The following is an 18,235-nucleotide window of genomic DNA, read 5'->3' as shown; positions in this document are numbered from 1 at the left end:
CCGTACCCAACGAGCGGAGTTGCGCGGCCAGTTGCTCGGAGTCGGCGGTCATACCGCCGACGTTCGCGTGGAACTTCGCCATAGCGCCTTGCGGCCGTGCACCAGGTGGCTGCGGTTGAGCTTGGTCGACACGTGGACCGTCAGTTCGCAGCCGCGCAGCGCCTCGGCCGTACGCTCGGTGTCGGGCGCGGCGCGCGCGAAGTTGCCGCCCATGCCGACGAACACGCGTACGTCCCCGCGCAGCATCGCCTCGATGCCGCGGACCGTGTCGTACCCGGGTTCGCGGGGCGGGTCGATGCCGCACACCTCGGCGAGGCGGTCGAGGAACTCCGCGCCCGGCCGGTGGTTGATGCCGCAGGTGCGGTTGCCCTGCACATTGCTGTGCCCGCGGATCGGACACGGCCCCGCGCCCTCGCGGCCGATGTTCCCGCGCAGGAGCAGCACGTTGACGATCTCGCGGATGGTGTCGACGCCGTGCTCCTGCTGCGTGATGCCGAGGCACCAGGTGAAGACGGTGCGCGAGGCCGCGGCGTACACGGCCGCGGCCTGTTCGATGCATTGCCTGCGCAGCCCGGAGGCCTGCTCGATGTCCTCCCACGCCGTGGCCCGGCACAGGTCGCGGTACGCCTCGAATCCGGTGGTGAAGCGCGCCAGGAACTCGTGGTCCAGGACTGCCGGATCGTCCTCCGCCGCGGCCAGCACGGCCTTCGCGATGCCGCGCAGCAGAGCCTGGTCCCCGCCGATGCGCGGCTGCAGGTCGAGCGTCCCGGTGGGAGTGGCCTTGAACGCGGCCATCGCGCGGAACTCGTGCGGCACGATCGTGCGGCCCGACGCCGCCTCCAGCAGCGGATTGACGTGCACGACCTGCGCGCCGCGCCGGTACGCGTCGGCGAGGGCGGTCAGCATGCGCGGCACGTTGGAGGCCGCGTTGACGCCCATCACGAAGATGGCGTCGGCGAGTTCGAGGTCCTGGAGGTCGACCGTGCCCTTGCCGGTGCCGAGTGCGGCGGTCAGCGCCCGGCCGCTGGCCTCGTGGCACATGTTGGAGCAGTCGGGCAGGTTGTTCGTGCCGAACTCGCGTACGAACAACTGGTACAGGAAGCTCGCCTCGTTGCTCAGGCGCCCGGAGGTGTAGAACATCGCGCGGTCGGGGGAGTCCAGCGCCCGCAGCGTGTCGCCGATGACGGAGAAGGCCTCGGGCCAGGTGATCGCGACGTACCGGTCGGAGTCCGGGTCGTACGCCATGGGCTGGGTCAGCCGACCCTGGTCCTCGAGCGCGAAGTCGGGCCACGACAGCAACTCGGTGACGGTGTGTGCCGCGAAGAACTCCGGGCCGACGCGCTTGTGCGTCATCTCCCAGGTCGCGTGCTTGATGCCGTTCTCGCACAGGTCCAGGTGCAGGCCGTCGTACGCGTCCGGCCACGCGCACCCCGGGCAGTCGAAGCCGCGGTCCGCGTGGTTCATCGTGTCCATCAGCCGCACGGCCGTGACCGGCTCCTCGGCGCGCGCGACCACCTTCGCGACCGACTTGGCCGCTCCCCAGCCCGCGCTGGGGTGCCGGTACGGCTCCCGGGACGGATCCCCGTCGCCCGCGGGCCCGAAGCCGGTGGCCGGCGTGGCGGCGACCCCGTCGTCGGAAGTGCCCGGGCCGGATGCGCGGGGACCGGAGGAGGGAGGAGGGGTGTCGGGCATCGACTCGGCCTTTCGTGCGTCGGCCGCGCACGGGTACCCCTCGGTTCGCACCGGCGAAACATCGGCGACGTGTGGCGGCGACGCGCGCGGCGGCCCGCTACGGGGCGTCCATGTCCTGCTCGCCGACGCGCCGCACGACCGCCGCGTGCCGCCGACCCGTGGCGAACTTCACCGGGATCATCAGCAGCCACAGCCAGATCGCGTGTCCGCCCAGCGGCCAGGCCAGCGGGATGGACACCGCGAACACCGCGACCGTCGCCCCCGTGTCGGTGATCCACGACCGCATCAGCTCGGGCGGAATCGGGTGTTCGTTGAGCCACGGGCGTCGCGCGCGGAGCAGCACCAGTCCGATCTGGGTCACGTCCGTGGCGGCGATCGTCGCGGCGTAGACGGCCACCGACACCGGCTCGTTCCCGTACTCGGACAACAAGGAGGTGGGGAACGGCAGGAACGCGATGAAGCCGAGCCCGAGCAGTGTGACGGCGATGATCGGCCGGTCCACCGCCCGCAGGCCGCGCAGCACGCGCCCGTGGTCGAGCCAGAAGGCGCCGATGATGACGAAGCTCAGGGCGTACGCGGAGATCTTCTGCGGCAGGTCGCCGAGCGCCTCGTCGAAATCCGCGGTGCTCAGCCCCGGCGGCACGGAGATGTCCAGGACCAGCAGGGTCATCGCGATCGAGAACACGCCGTCGGAGAGCGCGATGAGCCGCTCCGGCCCGTGCTGGTCGGTGCGGACCCGGGTCGGTGCAACCATGCGGTCGACCCTAGGCCCTGCCCGCGGCAATCCCCGGACGCGCGGCCGCCCGGTCGCCCACCCGGGTGACACCGGTCGCCCGCTTGTCGTCTCGGCGCGGATCCCCGCGCCGATCCCCGCGGTTGCCGCGGTATGCCAAACCCGCGGGCGCGGCGGTACGTTACCGGCGTGGGTCGTCACCACGACGAGGCCGGTCCACGGCTTACCTCCGGCGTGGCGAGCGTGGCATCGAGTGTGAGCGGGTCTGCGTATGCGGCACCATCCTGGGCTCGGTTTCGGCCGCGGCGCGCCGCCGTTCCGCGTCGGGCGCCCGTCCGCGAGAACCCGTCCCCGCAAATGTGAAAAGCTTCGCTGATCTGCGACGCGGGGGGCGGGGCGGAAACCGCCCCGGCGACGGCGCGGATGCGGGAGCGAGAGGTTGCGGAGGGGGGTGTGCGCCGTGTTGGCCTGGGAGCCGCTGGAGGCCGGTGACCCGGCCGAGGTGGGGCCGTACCAGGTGCTGGCCCGGCTCGGTGCGGGCGGCATGGGCCGCGTCTACCTCGCGCGGTCGGCCGCGGGCCGGTGGGTGGCGGTCAAGACCATACGTCCCGAGTTCACCACCGTCGGCGAGTTCCGGCGGCGCTTCACGCACGAGGCGCAGGCGGCGGCCCGGGTCAGCGGGGTGTTCACCGCGTCGGTGGTCGACAGCGACCCCGGCGCCCGGGTGCCGTGGATCGCGACCGCGTACGTGCCCGCGCCTTCGCTCAAGCGCCTCATCAAGACGTGCGGGCCGCAGCCGGTCGACACCGTGATGTGGCTCGGTGCGGGCATCGCGGAGGCGCTGCAGTCCATCCACGCCGTCGGCGTCGTGCACCGCGACCTCAAGCCGTCCAACATCCTGCTCGACGAACACGGCCCGCGGGTCATCGACTTCGGCGTGGTCCACGCGGAAGGGACGTACGTCTCCACGGGGGGTACGGCGGCGATCGGCACGCCCGGGTACATGTCGCCGGAACAGGCGTACGGCAACGTGCAGGTGACCACCGCGAGCGACGTCTACGCGCTCGGCCTGACCCTCATCTGCCTCGCCACCGGCCAGCACGAACTGCCCGTGCACGCGCCGACCGAACTCGACGAGCCGCTGCGCGGCATCGTCGAACGCTGCCTGCGCCGGGACGCCCGGCACCGCCCCGAGCCCGCCGAGGTCATCCGTCTGCTCGCCGCCGAGGTCGACCTCGTGGCGCACGACAACGCGCGCGGCTGGCTCGGCGACCAGGAATGGGAACTGGTGCGCGCCTTCCGCGACGCACCCATGCCCGCGATGCCCGAGCAGCGCACCCAGTCCGTTCCACCACCGCCGCGCGTGCCGCCCGGCGTGGTGGCTCCCGGCGCGGTCGGGCCCGGCGCGGTTCCGCCGGGTGCCGTTCCGCCCGGTCCCACGGGTCACCACCCCGCCGCACCGCCGGTGCCGACCGGCCGCCATCCCGTCGCCGCCGGGCCGACGGGACACCACCCCGCAGCTCCGCCCGCGGCCGGGCCCGCCCTGGTGCCGCCGACCGGACACCAGCGGGCCGTACCGCAGTTGCCCGATCCGCCGGAGGCCCGTGCCAAGCGGTACGCCGCGGCCCGCGCGTACGTTCCGCCGCAGTCCGCGTCGGAGCAGGCGACCATCGCGCACTACGACCAGGCCTGCCGTCTGCTGCACGACGGGCACGTGAGCGATGCGGCCGAGGCGTTCCGCCAGGCCACCCAGGTCGCCGGACAGGTCTTCGGGCCGTGGCACGCGTACGCGGTGTGCTCGCTCCTCGGCAGCATCCACGCGACCGGCCGTCTCGGGTGGGCCGCCGCCGCCCGGGACCAGGCACTGTCCGCCACGCAGGGCGCATTCCGCGCGCTCGGCGCCGACCACCCCTACACGCTGCTCCTGCGCGGCGAACACGCGCACTGGCTCGGCCACTCCGGCGACGTGCCGGGCGCCGCGGAAGCGGCGGGCCTGCTGGCCGGGGACTATCTGCGGACGATGGGCGAGCTCGCCGCGGACACGCTGTCGGTGCGCGCCGAGTGGGCGATGTGGATCGCGAAGGTAGGCGATGTCGACCGCGCCGTAAGCCACTTCGAGCGCCTCGTCGGCGACTGCCGGACCGCGCTGGGCGAAGACTCCCTGGTGACGCTCGATGTCAAGAACGCCTTCGCGCACTGGATCGGCGTGCAGGGCGACACCGCGCGCGCGGTGCACCTCTACACGCTGCTCGTCGGTGAGGCGCAGGCGGCGCAGGGCACGGGCAGCGCCTACGCGGCGAGCGTACGCACACGCCTGGAATACTGGACGGCGCGCGGCTAGCCATCGCGTCGGCGCGGTACGTTGCGGAGCATCACGTTGTTCACGGGGCCGATCGCGGCTCCGCCGGCTCAGCTCGCGGTGATTCGTGACTTCTTGGCCTTGTTGCCGCAGGTGTTCATCGAGCACCAGCGGCGGTTGGCCCCGCGGCTGGTGTCGAGGAACAGGCCCGCGCACGCCGGGCCTTCGCAGTTCTTGATGCGGCCGCGGTCGGGCCCCCCGAGTACGCGGATGGCATCCGTGGCCAGGACCCCGAGGGCGTCACCGACAGGGGTCGTCTGCGTCAGGTGCCATCCTGCTCGTTCGTTGTCCAGAGCGACTTTCGCATGCCCAGCGGCAGCGATCGTGTTGAGGATGCGGACATCGTTGGGTTCCGGCCGTTCGCCTGCGGCGATCGCCGACCCGATTCGGTAGATCGCCTCGCGAAGTTCGACGGCGTCTTTCAGATCGGTCGGCGACACATCTGCGACGTCGAGCCCCGCGGCCTCCAGCCACATCCTCAGCCGTTCCGTATCGGTCAGCCGCTCCCTCGGCGTCCGGTCGGCGCGATCGCTGACGGTGGCGGTGAACCGGAACGCCAGGACCTCGTTGTCCATCCGGAACACACGACGTACGTCCTCGGTCATTCCAACCTCCGCAGTGAGCAGGACCACGCGCTGAACCGCTTCAGGCGGTTCCTTGCGATCGTAACTCCATGGCATCCTTGAACCGCCTTAGACGGTTCAAGGGAAGGAGCGCTCGGCGTGGGCAGCACTGCGGTCATCGGTCTGGGAGGCATGGGGAGACCCGTCGCACGCAACCTCTTGAAGGCCGGCCACGACGTCGTGGTGTGGAACCGGTCCGACGGGCCCGCGGTCGAACTGGTCGGAGCGGGTGCCCGTCGTGCCGCCTCGGTGGCCGAGGCCATGCGGGCGCCGGTGGTCTTCTCGATCCTGTCCGACGACCGGGCCGTCGCCGAGACGTTCATCGACTCCGGTGTCCTCGCACAGATCCCGGACGGGACCGTTCACGTCAACCTCGCCACCGTGAGTACGGGCCTGGCTCGCCGGCTCGGCGCAGCGCACGCCGAGCACGGTGTCGGATATGTCGCGGCACCGGTCTTCGGCCGCGTTCCGGTCGCCGAAGCCGGGGCACTCGACGTCCTTGCCGCCGGCGAGCCGGCGCTGCTCGACCGCGTGCAGCCGTTCTTCGACGTGATCGGCTCGCGGACCTGGAGACTGGGCGACCGTCCGGAGCAGGCCAACATCGTGAAGATCCTCGGGAACTACCTGATCGCCTGCACGATCCAGTCGCTGGGCGAGGCCGTCAGCCTCGCGGAGGGCGCCGGTGTCGACTCCGGTCAGTTCGTCGAGCTGCTGACTTCGACACTCTTCCCCGGGGCCGTCCACTCCGGATACGGGTCGATGATTGCCGAACGGCGCTACCAGCCGGCCGGATTCACCGCGGTCCTGGGCCGCAAGGACCTCCACCTCGCGCTCGATGAAGCGACCGACCAAGGCATTCCCCTCCCGATCGGTCAACTGCTGCGTGCGGTCTTCGATGAGGCCATCGCCGACGGTCGTGGGACGGACGACTGGGCGGTCATCGCGGAACAGCAGCCGCGGTGACCACCGATCGCCCACGATCGAGGCGGCATGACCCCGACCGGTGGCCCCGGGGTGTGGCCCGGGGTCTACCGGTGGATCAGCGGGCCTCCGCAATCGGCGCGGCCTTCCGGGGGGCTTGCTTGTCGCCCTCGTCGATCGGGTCCTCCTCGTCGACCAGCACCTTGGGTACATCGCGCAGCAGGAACAACGCCGCCACCCCGGCCGCCAAGGCCAGCGCCGCACTGGTCAGCAGCGCCACGTGCATGCCGGTCACGAACGCGTCCCGCGACGCGTCCACGACCCGGGAGCCGAGATCGGCAGGCATCCCCGCCGCGCTGTGCTGTGCCGCCCCGATCGAGTCCTCGACGGCGCCGCGCGCCGACTCCGGCACGTCGGCGGGCACGTCGACCGACGTGCGGTAGACGGCGTTCAGGATGCTTCCCAGCAGTGCCATGCCGAGCGCCGCGCCCAGTTCCGTCGCGGTCTCGGAGATCGCCGACGCCGACCCCGCGCGGTCCTTCGGCACCGACGCCAGGATCGTGTCGCCGGTGACCGTCATGGCCATCCCCATGCCGAGCGCGCACGGCGCCATCCCCAGGACCAGCAGCGGGTAGTTGGAGGACGCCCCCGACAGCGTGTACAGGGAGAAGCCGGACGCCGCGAGCGTCATCCCCACGGCCACCAGCCGGGCCCGGCCCAGCACGGTGATCAGCGGTGCCGCGGCGACCCCGCCCAGCATCGCGAAGACGCCGCCCGGCAGTCCCGCGAGCCCGGCCTTCAGGGGCGACCAGCCGAGCACCAGTTGGAAGTACTGGGCGAACAGCAGCGATTGCGCCACGAGCGCGAACATCGCCATGAGGTTCGCCAGGATCGACCCCGTGAACGCCTTGCGCCGGAACAGCGCCACGTCGATCAGCGGGTTGTCGATGCGCCGCTGCCGCCGGACGAACGCCCCGGCCGCCACCACACCCACCAGCAGCGCCACCGCGACGCGGCCCTGCATGAGCCCGCCGGACGCCGCCTCCTTCACCGCGTACACCAACCCGATCACCCCGGCGATCGACAGCGGCACGCTCATCAAGTCCAGGCGCTGCGGGCGCGGATCCCGCGACTCGGGCAGGATCACCGCGCCGGCCACGAACGCCACCGCCATCAGCGGGACGTTGACCAGGAACACCGAGCCCCACCAGAAATGGTCCAGCAGCAGTCCGCCGAACACCGGGCCGAGCCCCACGCCGAGCGCGCCCACGCCCATGCTGATGCCGACGGCGGCCGTACGCTCCTTCGGATCGGTGAAGACGTTCCGGACGATCGACAGCGTGGACGGCATGATCGTGGCGCCGGCCACGCCGAGGAGCGTGCGGGCTGCGATGAGCGTCTCGGCGTTCCAGGCGTACGCGGTCAGCAGCGACGCCGCACCGAAGGCCACCGTGCCGATCAGGAACAGCTTCTTGCGCCCCACGCGGTCGCCGAGCACGCCCATGGTCACCAGCAGGCCGGCGAGTGCGAAGCCGTACGCGTCCGCGATCCACAGGATCTGGTTGGCGGACGGGTCGACGTCCGAGACCAGTCCCGGGATGGCCAGGTGCAGCGCGGTCAGGTCGACGGACAGGACGACGACCGCAAGGCAGCCGACGGCCACAGTGGCCCACTTGCGGGCGGCCGAGTACTGCACCGGGGGACCGGCCGGCCGGGTCGATGTGTGCGAGGAATCCATGCGGCAACCGTGCCGTCCGGCGCTGACCGCGCACTGACCGTCCGCTGACCGCGCCACGCACTCCTCAGGTGCGGACCGACTCCAGGGCGTCGCCCACCGCACTCCGCTCGACCGCGCGGCCCCGGGCGTACGCCTCCTCGAACTCCGCGTCCCCCAACTTCGCACGTGCGCGTTTCGTCACGCGCGCCACATCCAGGTTTCCGGGCACCGCCGAACCCCGGGTCGCGACCCCCAGCCCGAGCAGCCACGCCGCCCCGGCCGCGTCGCCGTCCTCCACCGCCGCGCCCGCGAGTGCTTCGACGGCTTCGGCCGTGAGCATCAGGTTGCCCTGCGAGTACGTCAAGTCCAGTGCCGCGTATGCGAGTCCGCGGGCCTTGTGGGCGTCCCCCGAGGTCGCCGACGTCCACGCCAGCGAGACGAGGATGTACGCCTGCGCGGAGGCGCTGTCGAACAGGTCCGCCGGGCACTCCGCGAGCGCCCGCTCCTGGAGCCGCTTCGCCTCCGCGAGGTCCCCGGCGTGCCGGGCCAGGTCGCCCAGGCCGCTGCGCCCGAGCGCCAGGGTCGTGGGCCGCCCGGTCCGCTCGGCCGACTCCATGACGTGCCTGTAGAGGTCCCGCGCGGCGTCGTGGTCGCCCAGCCGCAGGACCATCTCGGCGCGCCGCACCAGCAGGTCGTCGATGTCCTCGGTGATGCCCAACTCCCGCATCATGGCCAGCGCTTCGTCCATGAGGGCGAGGCCGCCCGGGATGTCGCCCGCCCAGTCCGCGAACACCGCGAGCTGGTCCAGCGCGTTGGCCATGCCCCAGGCGTCGCCCAGGACCCGGAAGCTCTCCAAGGCGTTCTGGAAGTAGGCGCGCGCCTCCGGGATCTTTCCGCCGTACAACTCCGTGAAGCCGTAGCCGAGGCACATGACGGCCTGCGACCACGGATCGTCGCCCATGTGCGAGGCGGTCCGCTCCTGGTCCGAGCCCTCCGGGCCGAGTGCCACCGCGATGAGGATGAACAGCTCGGGCTGGCGCGGCGGTTCGGTGAGGCTGAACAGCAGCGGCTGGGCGCGGGCGATGCGCCGGGCGCGCGTGCCGTCGTCGTGATCGGCGGTCTCCGCCAGCGACCCCAGCAGGCACAGCAGGTACGCCTCCGTCATCCCCGGCGGCGGCTCGTCGCCCACCGCGGCCAGGAGTTGGCCGGCCAGGCCGCCCGCCTCGTGCCGCAGCCCGCGCAGCCACCAGTACCAGGCGAGCGCCGCGTTCAGGCGCAGCCCGAGCGGCGGGTCGTTGTCGATCGTCCAGCGCAGTGCGGCGCGCAGGTTGGTGTGTTCCGCGCTGAGCCGGTCCAGCCATCCGATCTGCTCGCCGGTGCGCAGGAACGGCATGGCGCGCTCGGCGAGTTCGAGGCAGTACTCGGCGTGCGCGCGGTGTACGGCGTCGTGTTCACCCGCCTCGTCGAGGCGCTCCGATCCGTAGAGGCGGATCGTCTCGAACATGCGGTAGCGGCCGTCGGTGCCGTCGATCAGCGACTTGTCCGCGAGGTCGGCAAGGAGTTCGACGGCCTCCTCCTCGGCCAGGCCGCACACCCGGGCCGCCGACGCGATCGTGGCACCTCCCCGGAACACCGTGAGTTTGCGGGCGAGTTCCTGCTCCGCTTCGTCGAGGAGGTCCCAGCTCCACGCCACCACGGCGCGCAGGGTCTGGTGGCGCGGGGCCGCGGTACGGTTGCCGCGCGACAGCAGCCGGAACCGGTCGCCAAGGCGCGCGGCGACCTCGTCGAGCGGCAGCGCGCGCAGGCGGGCGGCGGCCAGTTCGATGGCCAGCGGCAGTCCGTCGAGCGCCGCGCACACGGCGAGCACGGTCGGCAGCGTGTCGGCGTCGATCGTGAAGTCGGGGCGGACCGCGCTCGCGCGGTCCGCGAACAGGCGCACCGCCGGCGCGGCCAGCGCTTCGTCGAGCTGCGTGCCTTCCGCGGGAACCGCCAACCTCGGTACGGGGCAAAGGGTTTCGCCGGTGATGCCGAGCGCCTCGCGGCTGGTCGCGAGGATGCGTACGTCCGGACAGGCGCTGAGCAGCGTGTGGGCGAGCCGCGCGACCTGGGCGACGATCTGCTCGCAGTTGTCCAGGATCAGCAGCACCTTGCGCGCGGCCAGGCCCGCCACCAGGCGTGCGGTGCCGGTCTCCGGGGAACTGGCCGGCAGCAGACCTGCCTCGCGCAGGCCGAGCGCGGTGAGCATGGCGGCCACGAGTTCGTCGTCGCGACGTACGGCCGCGAGGTCGATGAAGCAGACGTCACCGCTGTCGCGGCGACCCGCCTCGACCGAGAGGCGCGTCTTGCCGGCGCCGCCCGGCCCGGTCAGCGTCACCAGGCGTGCCGAGCCGAGCAGCGCGCCGACCCGCTCCAGTTCCGTGTCGCGGCCCACGAAGCTCGTCAACTGGGCGGGCAGGCCCAGGTGTTCGCCCTCGGCGGGGACGGCGGGCGTGGCGGCCGGGGTGAGCGAGGGGGCGGAGCGCAGGATGTCCAGGTGCACGGCGGCGAGTTCGGCCGAGGGGTCGGCACCGAGTTCGTCCGCAAGGAGGGTACGGGTGTTCTCGTATGCGGCCAGCGCCTCCGCCTGCCGGCCCGCTCCGTACAGCGCGCGCATCAGTTGGCCGACCAGCCGCTCGCGCAGCGGGTTCTCCGCGACCAGCCGCTGCAACTCGCCCACCACCTGCGCGTGTCGGCCGAGCGCGAGTGCGGCCTCGGCGCGGTCGGCCAGGGCGTCCAGCCGCAGTTCGCCCCAGGCGGCGGCCTGGGTGGCGGCGAAGGGCGCGTCCATGACGTCGGCGAAGGCAGGGCCGCGCCACAGGTTCAGGGCCTCGTCGAGCAGGCGGTGGGCGTCGGCGTGGCCGCCGGTGGCGAGTGCGCGGCGTCCCTCGCGGACCAGGCGCTCGAAGCGGTGCGCGTCCACCTGCTCGGGGTCGACGGACAAGCGGTATCCGGCGGCGTGGAACTCGACGAGCTTGTCGGTGCCCGAGTCGTCGCGCAGACCGCGCCGCAGCCGCGACACCTGCGATTGCAGGGCGTTGGCGGCATCCCCGGGAGGCGCCTCGCCGTAGAGGCCGTCGACCAGCGTCTGCGCGGGCACGATGCGGCCCGCGTCCAGGAGCAGCAGGGCGAGGAGGGAGCGTACGCGGGGGCCGCCCACGGCGACCGGCGTACCGTCCTCGTGACGTGCCTCGACCGGGCCCAGAATGCCGAACAACATGCAGCGATTCTGGCTCATCGGCCGGAGGGTGTGGGCGGCGCGGTGCCCGCCCGCGCAATCGGGCCGACCGTGGCCCGCCGAGGCCGTCTCCGGGCCGACCCCGGCGACACCGTCGCGTCGCGCGCGTGCGGTGCCGCCGGGTGATGTTCGTGGGCCGGGAGCGCCGGGAGCGCCGGGAGCGCCGGGCGTGCCGGGCGCGTCAGCCCGCGAACCAGCCGCCGTCCACCGGCATGATCGCGCCGTTGACGTACGACGCGGCGTCCGACGCCAGGAACACCGCGACCGACGCCATCTGCTCCGGCTCGGCCATCGCCCCGGCGTTCATCAGGACGCCGGCGAGCCGGCCGAAGCCCTGCTCGCTCATCTCGCCCTGCACGATGTTGGTGTTGACGCCGCCCGGGCATATCGCGTTGGCGCGCACACCCTGCTCACGGTACATGTACGCGATGCTCCGGGTCAGCCCCACCACGCCGTGCTTGGACGCGGTGTACGACGGCCCGCCGCAACCGCCGCGGATGCCCGCCTCGGACGCCGTGTTGATGATGCTGCCCTTGCTCTCCAGCAGGTGCGGGAGCGCGGCGCGCGCGACGAGGAAGACACCGGTCAGGTTGACGCCGATGGTGCGCTGCCACTCGGCCAGCGAGATGTCCTCCAGCACGCCCATGGAGTCGAGCACACCGGCGTTGTTGCAGAGCACGTCGAGGCTGCCGTACGCGGACACCGTCGCGGCGACCATGGCCGCCACCGACTCCTCGTCCGAGACGTCGACGCGCAGCGCCGTCGCCGTGCCGCCCGCGGCCTGGATCTCCGCGACGGTCTTGGCCGCGGTCTCCTCGGAGAGGTCGGCGACCACGACGCGGTCACCGAGCGCCGCGAACGCGATCGACATCGCCCGGCCGATGCCGGAACCGCCGCCGGTGACCAGGACCGTGCGGGCGGACTGCTCGGGGGTAACACTCATGATCGCTGCTCCTTGGACGACGCGGTGACGAGCCGCCGGAACCGCGCGGTTGATTGACTGCGCGTCAGATCCGGCGCGGTACACCGTATGGCACGCTGTGCCAAAAAGGGACCTCCCGGGGAAGGCAATTTCCGTCGGTGAGGCGCGTACTTCGGTGCACTAGGCGGGCGCCGGGATCGACACCGCGAGCGTGATCACCGTGGGGACGTCGCCCGTGTTGCGGTAGGCGTGTGCGTGGTGCGCCTCGAAGTGCGCGGTCGAGCCCTGCGGTACGCGGTACTCTCGCCCGTCCACGACGAGCGTCAGCTCGCCCTCGTCGACCCTGACCAGTTCGGCGCTGCCCGGCGGGTGCGCGTCGGAGTCGTGCCCCTCGCCCGGCATGATCCGCCACGTCCACAGCTCCAGAGGGCCGGGTGCCTCGGTCCCGGCGAGCAGCACGCCGCTGCTCCCGGCGTCGGTGCGCCACAGTTCGACGGCGTCCTCGGCGGCGGTGACGCGTACGGTCGGCGCGTCCGAGTAGTCCAGCAGTTGCGCGATGCTCACACCGAGCGCGTCGGCCACCCGGATCACGGTGCCGATGCTCGGGTTGGTCCTGGCCTGCTCGATCTGGATGAGGATGCCCCGGCTGACCCCGGCGCGTGCGGCGAGCCGGTCCAGGCTGAAACCGCGGGCTTGCCGCACGCGCTTGGTGTTGCGGGCGAGCGACTGGGCGACGATTTCCAGGTCGGGCATCAGACCGTCCAATATTCTGGATGACATCGTTCACTCTGCTGCACTACGTTGTAATGCACTGCTTTGTTCACCGTACTGCACTGCGGGGTCATCTTGACTGTCACTCTGGCGCTCGTCACGAGCGTGCTGTGGGGCTTCGCCGACTTCGGCGCGGGGCTGCTCGCCCGACGCCTGCCCGCGGCACGCGTGGTGGTCCTGTCCCAGACCGCCGCATGTGTGGTGCTCGGGGCGGTTGTCCTGGCGACGGGCGCGGTGTCCGAGGCCGGCCCGCGCCTGTGGTTCGCGGTCGCCGCCGGCCTCGTCGGACCACTGGCGCTGCTGTGCTTCTACGAGGCCCTGGCCCGCGGACCGATGGGCGTCGTCTCACCCCTGGCCACGGCCGGCGTGGTCATCCCGGTGTCGGTCGGCCTCGCGGTGGACGGCGACCGGCCAGGGCCCCTCCAGTACGTCGGCATCGCCGTCGCCATCGCCGGGATCGCCCTCGCGGGCGGCGGCAAGCTGGGCGGCGGCGGCGCGGTGCAGCGGCAGACGCTGCTGCTCACCGCGGGCGCGGCCGTCGGCTTCGGCAGCGTGTTCGCCCTGATCGCCGAAGCCTCGGCGAGTCTGACGGGGTTGCTGCTCGCGCAGTTCGTGCAGCGCTGCGTCAACGTCGTCGTGGGCGGCACGGTGATGGTGGCCACCGAGCGGCGGCGGCCGAAGGCGGGCGACGCGACTGGCGAGGGCGGCGAGGGCGGCGCGGCCGACGCGGGCGGCCTGCGGGGGCGGATTCCTCGGCCCAGGTCGACGCGGATCCTTGCCAAGGTGCGCCCGGGCGGCGGGGGAACTCCCGTGCTGGAGCCGCGGGTTCCCGGGCCGGCACGTACCGCGGCCCCGGCTGCCGTGCGGGCTGCCGCGACAGCCGGCGTCACCGTCGCGGCGGCGCCGAAGGCGGGCTCGCTCGCGCCTCGTTCGGGCGCACGTGCGATTCCCTGGGCCCTGCTCCCCGCGCTCACGATCGTCGGCGTGACGGACGTGGCGGCGAACGGCACGTACGCCACGGCCGCCCAGCACGGCCCCGTCACCGTCGCGGCCGTCCTCGGTTCGCTGTACCCCGTGATCACCGCACTTGCGGCCGTCGTGTTCCTCAAGGAACGGCTACTGCCGCCACAGGCCGTGGGCGCGGGGCTCGCGCTGGCCGGGACCGTGCTCCTGGCCGCCGGTTGACGCAGGGTGACGCCGAGGTACGCCGCGATCCGACGCTTGCCGGCCTGGCCCGTACCGATGGCGACGCTCACCCAACGGACGCATGCCAGGACGACGTTTGCGGGGCGACGACCCGGAGGTCAGGGACGTCCCGCGCCCGGCACCGCGACGCGAGCCGCCTCGACCCGCCCGGCCCGCAGTTCGCGGGACTTCTCGGCATCCCCGAGCGTTTCCGCCGTGACCATCAACAGCGTGCGCCGGTCTCCGCCGCCGAGCACACACGCGATAGCCCGGCGCCCCTCCGGCAGTTCGATGCCGTCGGTGACCTCGCCGCCCTCGCGGACCCGGATGAAGCGGCGCGAGACCGGGCACGAGACCCAGACCGCGCCCTCGGCGTCGAGGCAGATCCCGTCGGGATGGTCGCCGTCGCCGAGCGCCGCGAAGACCCGCCGCCCGGACAGCGATCCGTCCGTCGCCACATCGAACGCCGTCAGCCGCCGCGCGGCGCTCTCGGCCACCACCAGCAGCCCGGCGTCCGGCGAGAGCGCCATGCCGTTGGCGCAATTGAGGTCGTCGGCAACCGCCCGCGCGGTGCCGTCCGGCGCGATGCCGATCAGCGGCATCGGCTCGGGGCGGCTGCCGTGGGTGTGGAAGTCGTAGCCCATCTGCCCGACGTACGCGAAGCCGTCCGACCGCACCACCATGTCGTTGACGTGGTGCCGCCCGAGGCCGGCGAGGTCGGCGTGCGTCGTCAGCACGCCGTCGCGCAGCCGCAGCACCCGCCGCTCGGCCATCGAGACCACGAGCAGGTCGCCGTCCGGCAGCCAGCCGAGGCCGGAGAGCTGATCCGCGTGCTCCGCGACAACCGTCTCGGCCTTGACGGGAGTCGCCAAGTCGTCGGGGACGTCCACGGCCAGGACCTGATGGCCGATCAGGTCGGAGAGCCACAGCCGTCCGTCGTGCCAGCGGGGGCCCTCGCCGAAGCAGAGGCCGTCAAGGATCGTCGTACGCGTCACCATGCCGTCCTGCGTACCCGACCCGCCTCAAGATAGGAAGGCACGCCTGCCTCCGGCCGGCATGTGCGCGGGGAGTCCGCTGCCGCCGTGGCTCGCACGGCGACAGCGGGCGGCGCCCGGTCAGGGCAGGTAGCCGGTGTGGGTGATCGGTTCTACGGGGCCCGTCAGGCGTTCGCCTGCCCGGGCCAGGCCGGCCAGCAGGACGTTGCGCAGTTCGGCGGGTTCGACGACGTCGTCGTACGACAGCGCGTTCGCCGAACGCCACGGCCCCGACGCCTCGTTCGCGACCAGGCGGGCCCGCGTGGCGTCGTCCTGCTTGGCGGTCGCCGCACCGGCGGCGGCCGGGATGCCGCCGAGGGTGACGCCCGGGAAGGCGTACGACACCGTCTGCGCGTCGAACGGGTTCATCGCCATCACCGACGACCCGAACCCGAACGCCTTGCGCAGCGTCACGTGCAACTTCGGCACCCGCAACCGGTGTTGCGCGGCGAACATGCGGGCAGAGGCGCGCAGGATCCCGGCCTTCTCGGACGCCGTCCCGGCCAGCACGCCCGGGTTGTCGGCGAGGAACACCACCGGCAGGTGGAACGCTCCGCACACGTCGAGGAACCGCGCCGATTTTGCGGCGGCGTCCGCGTCGATCGTGCCCGCGCGTACGGACGGCTGGTTCGCGAGCACGGCGACCGCGTGGCCGCCGAGGCGCGCGAATGCGGTGAGGACCGAGGCGCCGTACTTCGGCTGGATCTCCAGCACGCTCTTCGCGTCGAAGACCGTGTCGAGCACGGCGCGCATGTCGTACGGCCGCCGCGCGTCGGGCGGGATCAGGTCCAGCAGCGCGTCCGTCGAGCGCGGTGCGGTGTCGGCGTTGCCTTGTGCGGCACCGGCGTACGGTGGCCGCTGCCACGCGTTCGAGGGCAGGTAGGACAGGTAGCGGCGGGCGAGCGCCAGGGCCGCCGCGTCGTCCGCGACCGCGTTGTGCGCGACGCCGCTGAGCGCGCAGTGCACGGCACTGCCGCCGAGCGTCTGCTTGTCGACCTGCTCGCCGGTCGCCGCCGCGACGAGGGGCGGGCCCGCGGTGAAGAGTGCGCCCGAGCCCTCGACCATGACCACGAAGTCCGACAGCGGTGCGGTGAGCGCGCCGTGCCCGGCCGACGGCCCCACGACGATCGCGATCGTCGGTACGCGCCCGGCGAGTTCCGCGATGGCCTGGAGGTCGTTGGGCGAGGCGGTGTGGCCCTGGAGCGCGTTGGTCGCTCGGTGGCCCGCGCCCTCGAGGATCATGACGAGCGGGGCCCGCTCCTGGCCCGCCAGTCGGGCGAGCCGCGCCCGCTTGGCCGCCGCCGACGCGCCGATCGAACCGCCCTGCACGGTGAAGTCCTCGGCGCCGACGAACACGGTGCGCCCGGCGATGCGGCCGGAGCCCGCCACGAAAGCGTCGGCGGGCGACTCGGCGCCGCCCGCGAGTGTGCCCAGCTCGTCGAACGAGTCGGGGTCGAGGAGAGCGCGGATCCGGGCGCGGGCGTTGAGCCGGCCGGCGGCTCCGTAGCGGGCGAGTTTCGCCGGGCCGCCCATCGCCCGGGAGGCCGTACGGCGTCCCGCGAGGTCGTCGAGCAGCGGCTTCCAGGCGTCGCGGTGTGAAGGACTTCCGGTCATCCGCTGATAGTAGACCGAGTCAAGCATTTGGGGGAGGGGGTCCACGGGCTCGGGACGACTCCCGGGTCGAAGCCGTCGCAAACCGCGATCAGCTGCCCCAAATGAGAGTGATGGGCAACTGTTACACATTCGTCGGCTGACCTACGTGTCACCCACACATGGACCCGCGAAGGTGGCCCGACGTCCAGGCCGGATACGGAGGCCGGACGGCGGCGCCGACGGGCGTGCGGTACGACGAGAGGGAGATGTACATATGCGGATGGGCGCGCGGACGGCTCGCAGCCGGATGGTGCTGGGCATCGCGAGTGCGGGACTGCTCCTGACCGTCGCCGCATGCTCCGGTACGGGCGGCTCAGCCACGTCGCACGGCGACCCTGGTGCGGTGGTGAGCGGGGGAGGCCAGACGTCCGGCGGTCAGGGGACCGGCGGTCAGGTGCCGGGCGGCAACAGCGCCGCCGCCCCGGGGGCGGGTGCCGGCACGGGCAACGGCGCGAGCACCGGCACGGGAGCGAGCACCGACCAGGGCACACACCCGGGCTCGGCCCCCACATCAACCCCGGGCACGACCCCTGCGACAACCCCGGGCCCACCACCCGGAACCAGCCCGGGCGCGGACCCGGGCCGGAACCCCGGGACATACCCGGGCTCCGACGGGGGCACCGACGCCAAGAAGGCGCCCCGCTTCGCCCCGGGTGGCGTGGACCCCTCGATATCCCGCGAAGCCGAGTCGGGGACCGGGACCGGCGGCAAGACGATAGCCCTGACCATCGACGACGGCCCCGACCCGCGTTACACACCGCAGATGCTCGACATCCTCAAGCAGCACAACGCCAAGGCCACGTTCTGCATGCTGGGCCCGGCCGCCAAGGCCCATCCCGACCTGGTCAAGCGCGTCGTCGCCGAAGGCCACCGGCTCTGCAACCACTCGATGAGCCACAACGTGCGGCAGAGCGACCGCTCGGCGGACTACAACCGGCACGAGATCACCGAGGCCGACCGCCTCATCCGCGAGGCCGCGGGGCCCGGGGCGAAGGTCTGGTACTACCGGGCTCCGGGCGGCGACTTCACGCCGTGGATCCGCGAGATGGCCGTCGAGAACGGCCTGCGCCCGCTGGGCTGGAACGTCGATCCAGGGGACTGGAAGCGGGAGGGCGCCGACAAGATCCTGGCGAGCCTCGAGCAGCAGATCAGGCCGGGGCGGGTCGTCCTCGTGCACGACGGCGGCGGTGACCGTTCGCAGTCCGTGACGGCGCTGAAGGGGCTGCTGGAACACCTCGACGCGGAGGGGTACACGTACAGCTTTCCGAAGAGCTGACGTCACGGCCGCGACGACGCGACCGACGCGGGGGCAAAGCGGGCGCGTCCGGTGGGTGGGGCCACCGGACGCGCC

12 protein-coding genes and 1 pseudogene are annotated in these 18,235 nt (G+C 72.7%); 4 read left to right on the top strand and 9 right to left on the bottom strand.

Annotation, left to right across the window (positions count from 1 at the left end; genetic code table 11):
* Positions 1–81: 81 nt before the first annotated feature.
* A pseudogene (locus tag AB0C36_RS38875) lies at positions 82–1,692 on the bottom strand (FdhF/YdeP family oxidoreductase); the annotation flags it as partial.
* A 97-nt stretch (positions 1,693–1,789) separates the two neighbouring features.
* A complete protein-coding gene (locus AB0C36_RS38870; RefSeq protein ID WP_358363554.1) occupies positions 1,790–2,446 on the bottom strand; it encodes a TMEM175 family protein in 657 nt (218 codons plus the stop codon).
* 439 nt (positions 2,447–2,885) lie between these two features.
* Between AB0C36_RS38870 and AB0C36_RS38865 the strand changes: the two genes are divergently transcribed.
* Positions 2,886–4,766: a serine/threonine-protein kinase gene (locus tag AB0C36_RS38865; RefSeq protein ID WP_358363553.1), complete on the top strand. Its 1,881-nt coding sequence runs from the start codon at positions 2,886–2,888 to the stop codon at positions 4,764–4,766.
* Positions 4,767–4,834: 68 nt separating this feature from the next.
* Here the strand turns inward: AB0C36_RS38865 and AB0C36_RS38860 are convergent, their stop codons facing one another.
* On the bottom strand, positions 4,835–5,389 hold the full coding sequence (locus AB0C36_RS38860; protein WP_358363552.1) for a CGNR zinc finger domain-containing protein: 555 nt from the start codon (positions 5,387–5,389) through the stop codon (positions 4,835–4,837).
* Positions 5,390–5,506: 117 nt separating this feature from the next.
* On the opposite strand from AB0C36_RS38860, the gene AB0C36_RS38855 reads away from it, so the two are divergent.
* Positions 5,507–6,370, top strand: a complete 864-nt coding sequence (locus AB0C36_RS38855; RefSeq protein ID WP_358363551.1) for an NAD(P)-dependent oxidoreductase — start codon at positions 5,507–5,509, stop codon at positions 6,368–6,370.
* Between the two features lie 76 nt (positions 6,371–6,446).
* Here AB0C36_RS38855 and AB0C36_RS38850 read toward each other — a convergent pair whose 3' ends face one another.
* From AB0C36_RS38850 to AB0C36_RS38835, 4 genes are all read right to left on the bottom strand, one after another.
* A complete protein-coding gene (locus tag AB0C36_RS38850) occupies positions 6,447–8,066 on the bottom strand; it encodes an MFS transporter (protein WP_358363550.1) in 1,620 nt (539 codons plus the stop codon).
* Between the two features lie 64 nt (positions 8,067–8,130).
* Positions 8,131–11,301: an AfsR/SARP family transcriptional regulator gene (locus AB0C36_RS38845; protein ID WP_358363549.1), complete on the bottom strand. Its 3,171-nt coding sequence runs from the start codon at positions 11,299–11,301 to the stop codon at positions 8,131–8,133.
* A 199-nt stretch (positions 11,302–11,500) separates the two neighbouring features.
* A complete protein-coding gene (locus tag AB0C36_RS38840) occupies positions 11,501–12,262 on the bottom strand; it encodes an SDR family NAD(P)-dependent oxidoreductase (RefSeq protein ID WP_358363547.1) in 762 nt (253 codons plus the stop codon).
* Between the two features lie 159 nt (positions 12,263–12,421).
* Positions 12,422–12,994 (bottom strand): helix-turn-helix domain-containing protein, encoded by a 573-nt coding sequence (locus AB0C36_RS38835; RefSeq protein ID WP_358363546.1) that lies wholly within the window; start codon positions 12,992–12,994, stop codon positions 12,422–12,424.
* A gap of 93 nt (positions 12,995–13,087) precedes the next feature.
* On the opposite strand from AB0C36_RS38835, the gene AB0C36_RS38830 reads away from it, so the two are divergent.
* A complete protein-coding gene (locus tag AB0C36_RS38830) occupies positions 13,088–14,197 on the top strand; it encodes an EamA family transporter (RefSeq protein WP_358363544.1) in 1,110 nt (369 codons plus the stop codon).
* Between the two features lie 119 nt (positions 14,198–14,316).
* Here AB0C36_RS38830 and AB0C36_RS38825 read toward each other — a convergent pair whose 3' ends face one another.
* Both AB0C36_RS38825 and AB0C36_RS38820 read right to left on the bottom strand, forming a co-directional pair.
* The gene (locus AB0C36_RS38825) at positions 14,317–15,195 is read right to left on the bottom strand and encodes an SMP-30/gluconolactonase/LRE family protein (protein ID WP_358363542.1); all 879 of its coding nucleotides are present in this window, start codon (positions 15,193–15,195) and stop codon (positions 14,317–14,319) included.
* 117 nt (positions 15,196–15,312) lie between these two features.
* On the bottom strand, positions 15,313–16,845 hold the full coding sequence (locus tag AB0C36_RS38820; RefSeq protein ID WP_358363541.1) for an acyl-CoA carboxylase subunit beta: 1,533 nt from the start codon (positions 16,843–16,845) through the stop codon (positions 15,313–15,315).
* A 253-nt stretch (positions 16,846–17,098) separates the two neighbouring features.
* Here AB0C36_RS38820 and AB0C36_RS38815 point away from each other — a divergent pair, with 253 nt between their 5' ends.
* Entirely contained in the window at positions 17,099–18,160 is a 1,062-nt protein-coding gene (locus AB0C36_RS38815; protein ID WP_358363539.1) for a polysaccharide deacetylase family protein, read from the top strand.
* Positions 18,161–18,235: the final 75 nt, after the last annotated feature.

Source organism: Streptodolium elevatio (assembly GCF_040649515.1).
Classification (GTDB): domain Bacteria; phylum Actinomycetota; class Actinomycetes; order Streptomycetales; family Streptomycetaceae; genus Yinghuangia; species Yinghuangia elevatio.
The sequence above is the reverse complement of the archived record's forward strand: the minus strand, read 5'-3'. Positions and strand labels throughout refer to the sequence as shown.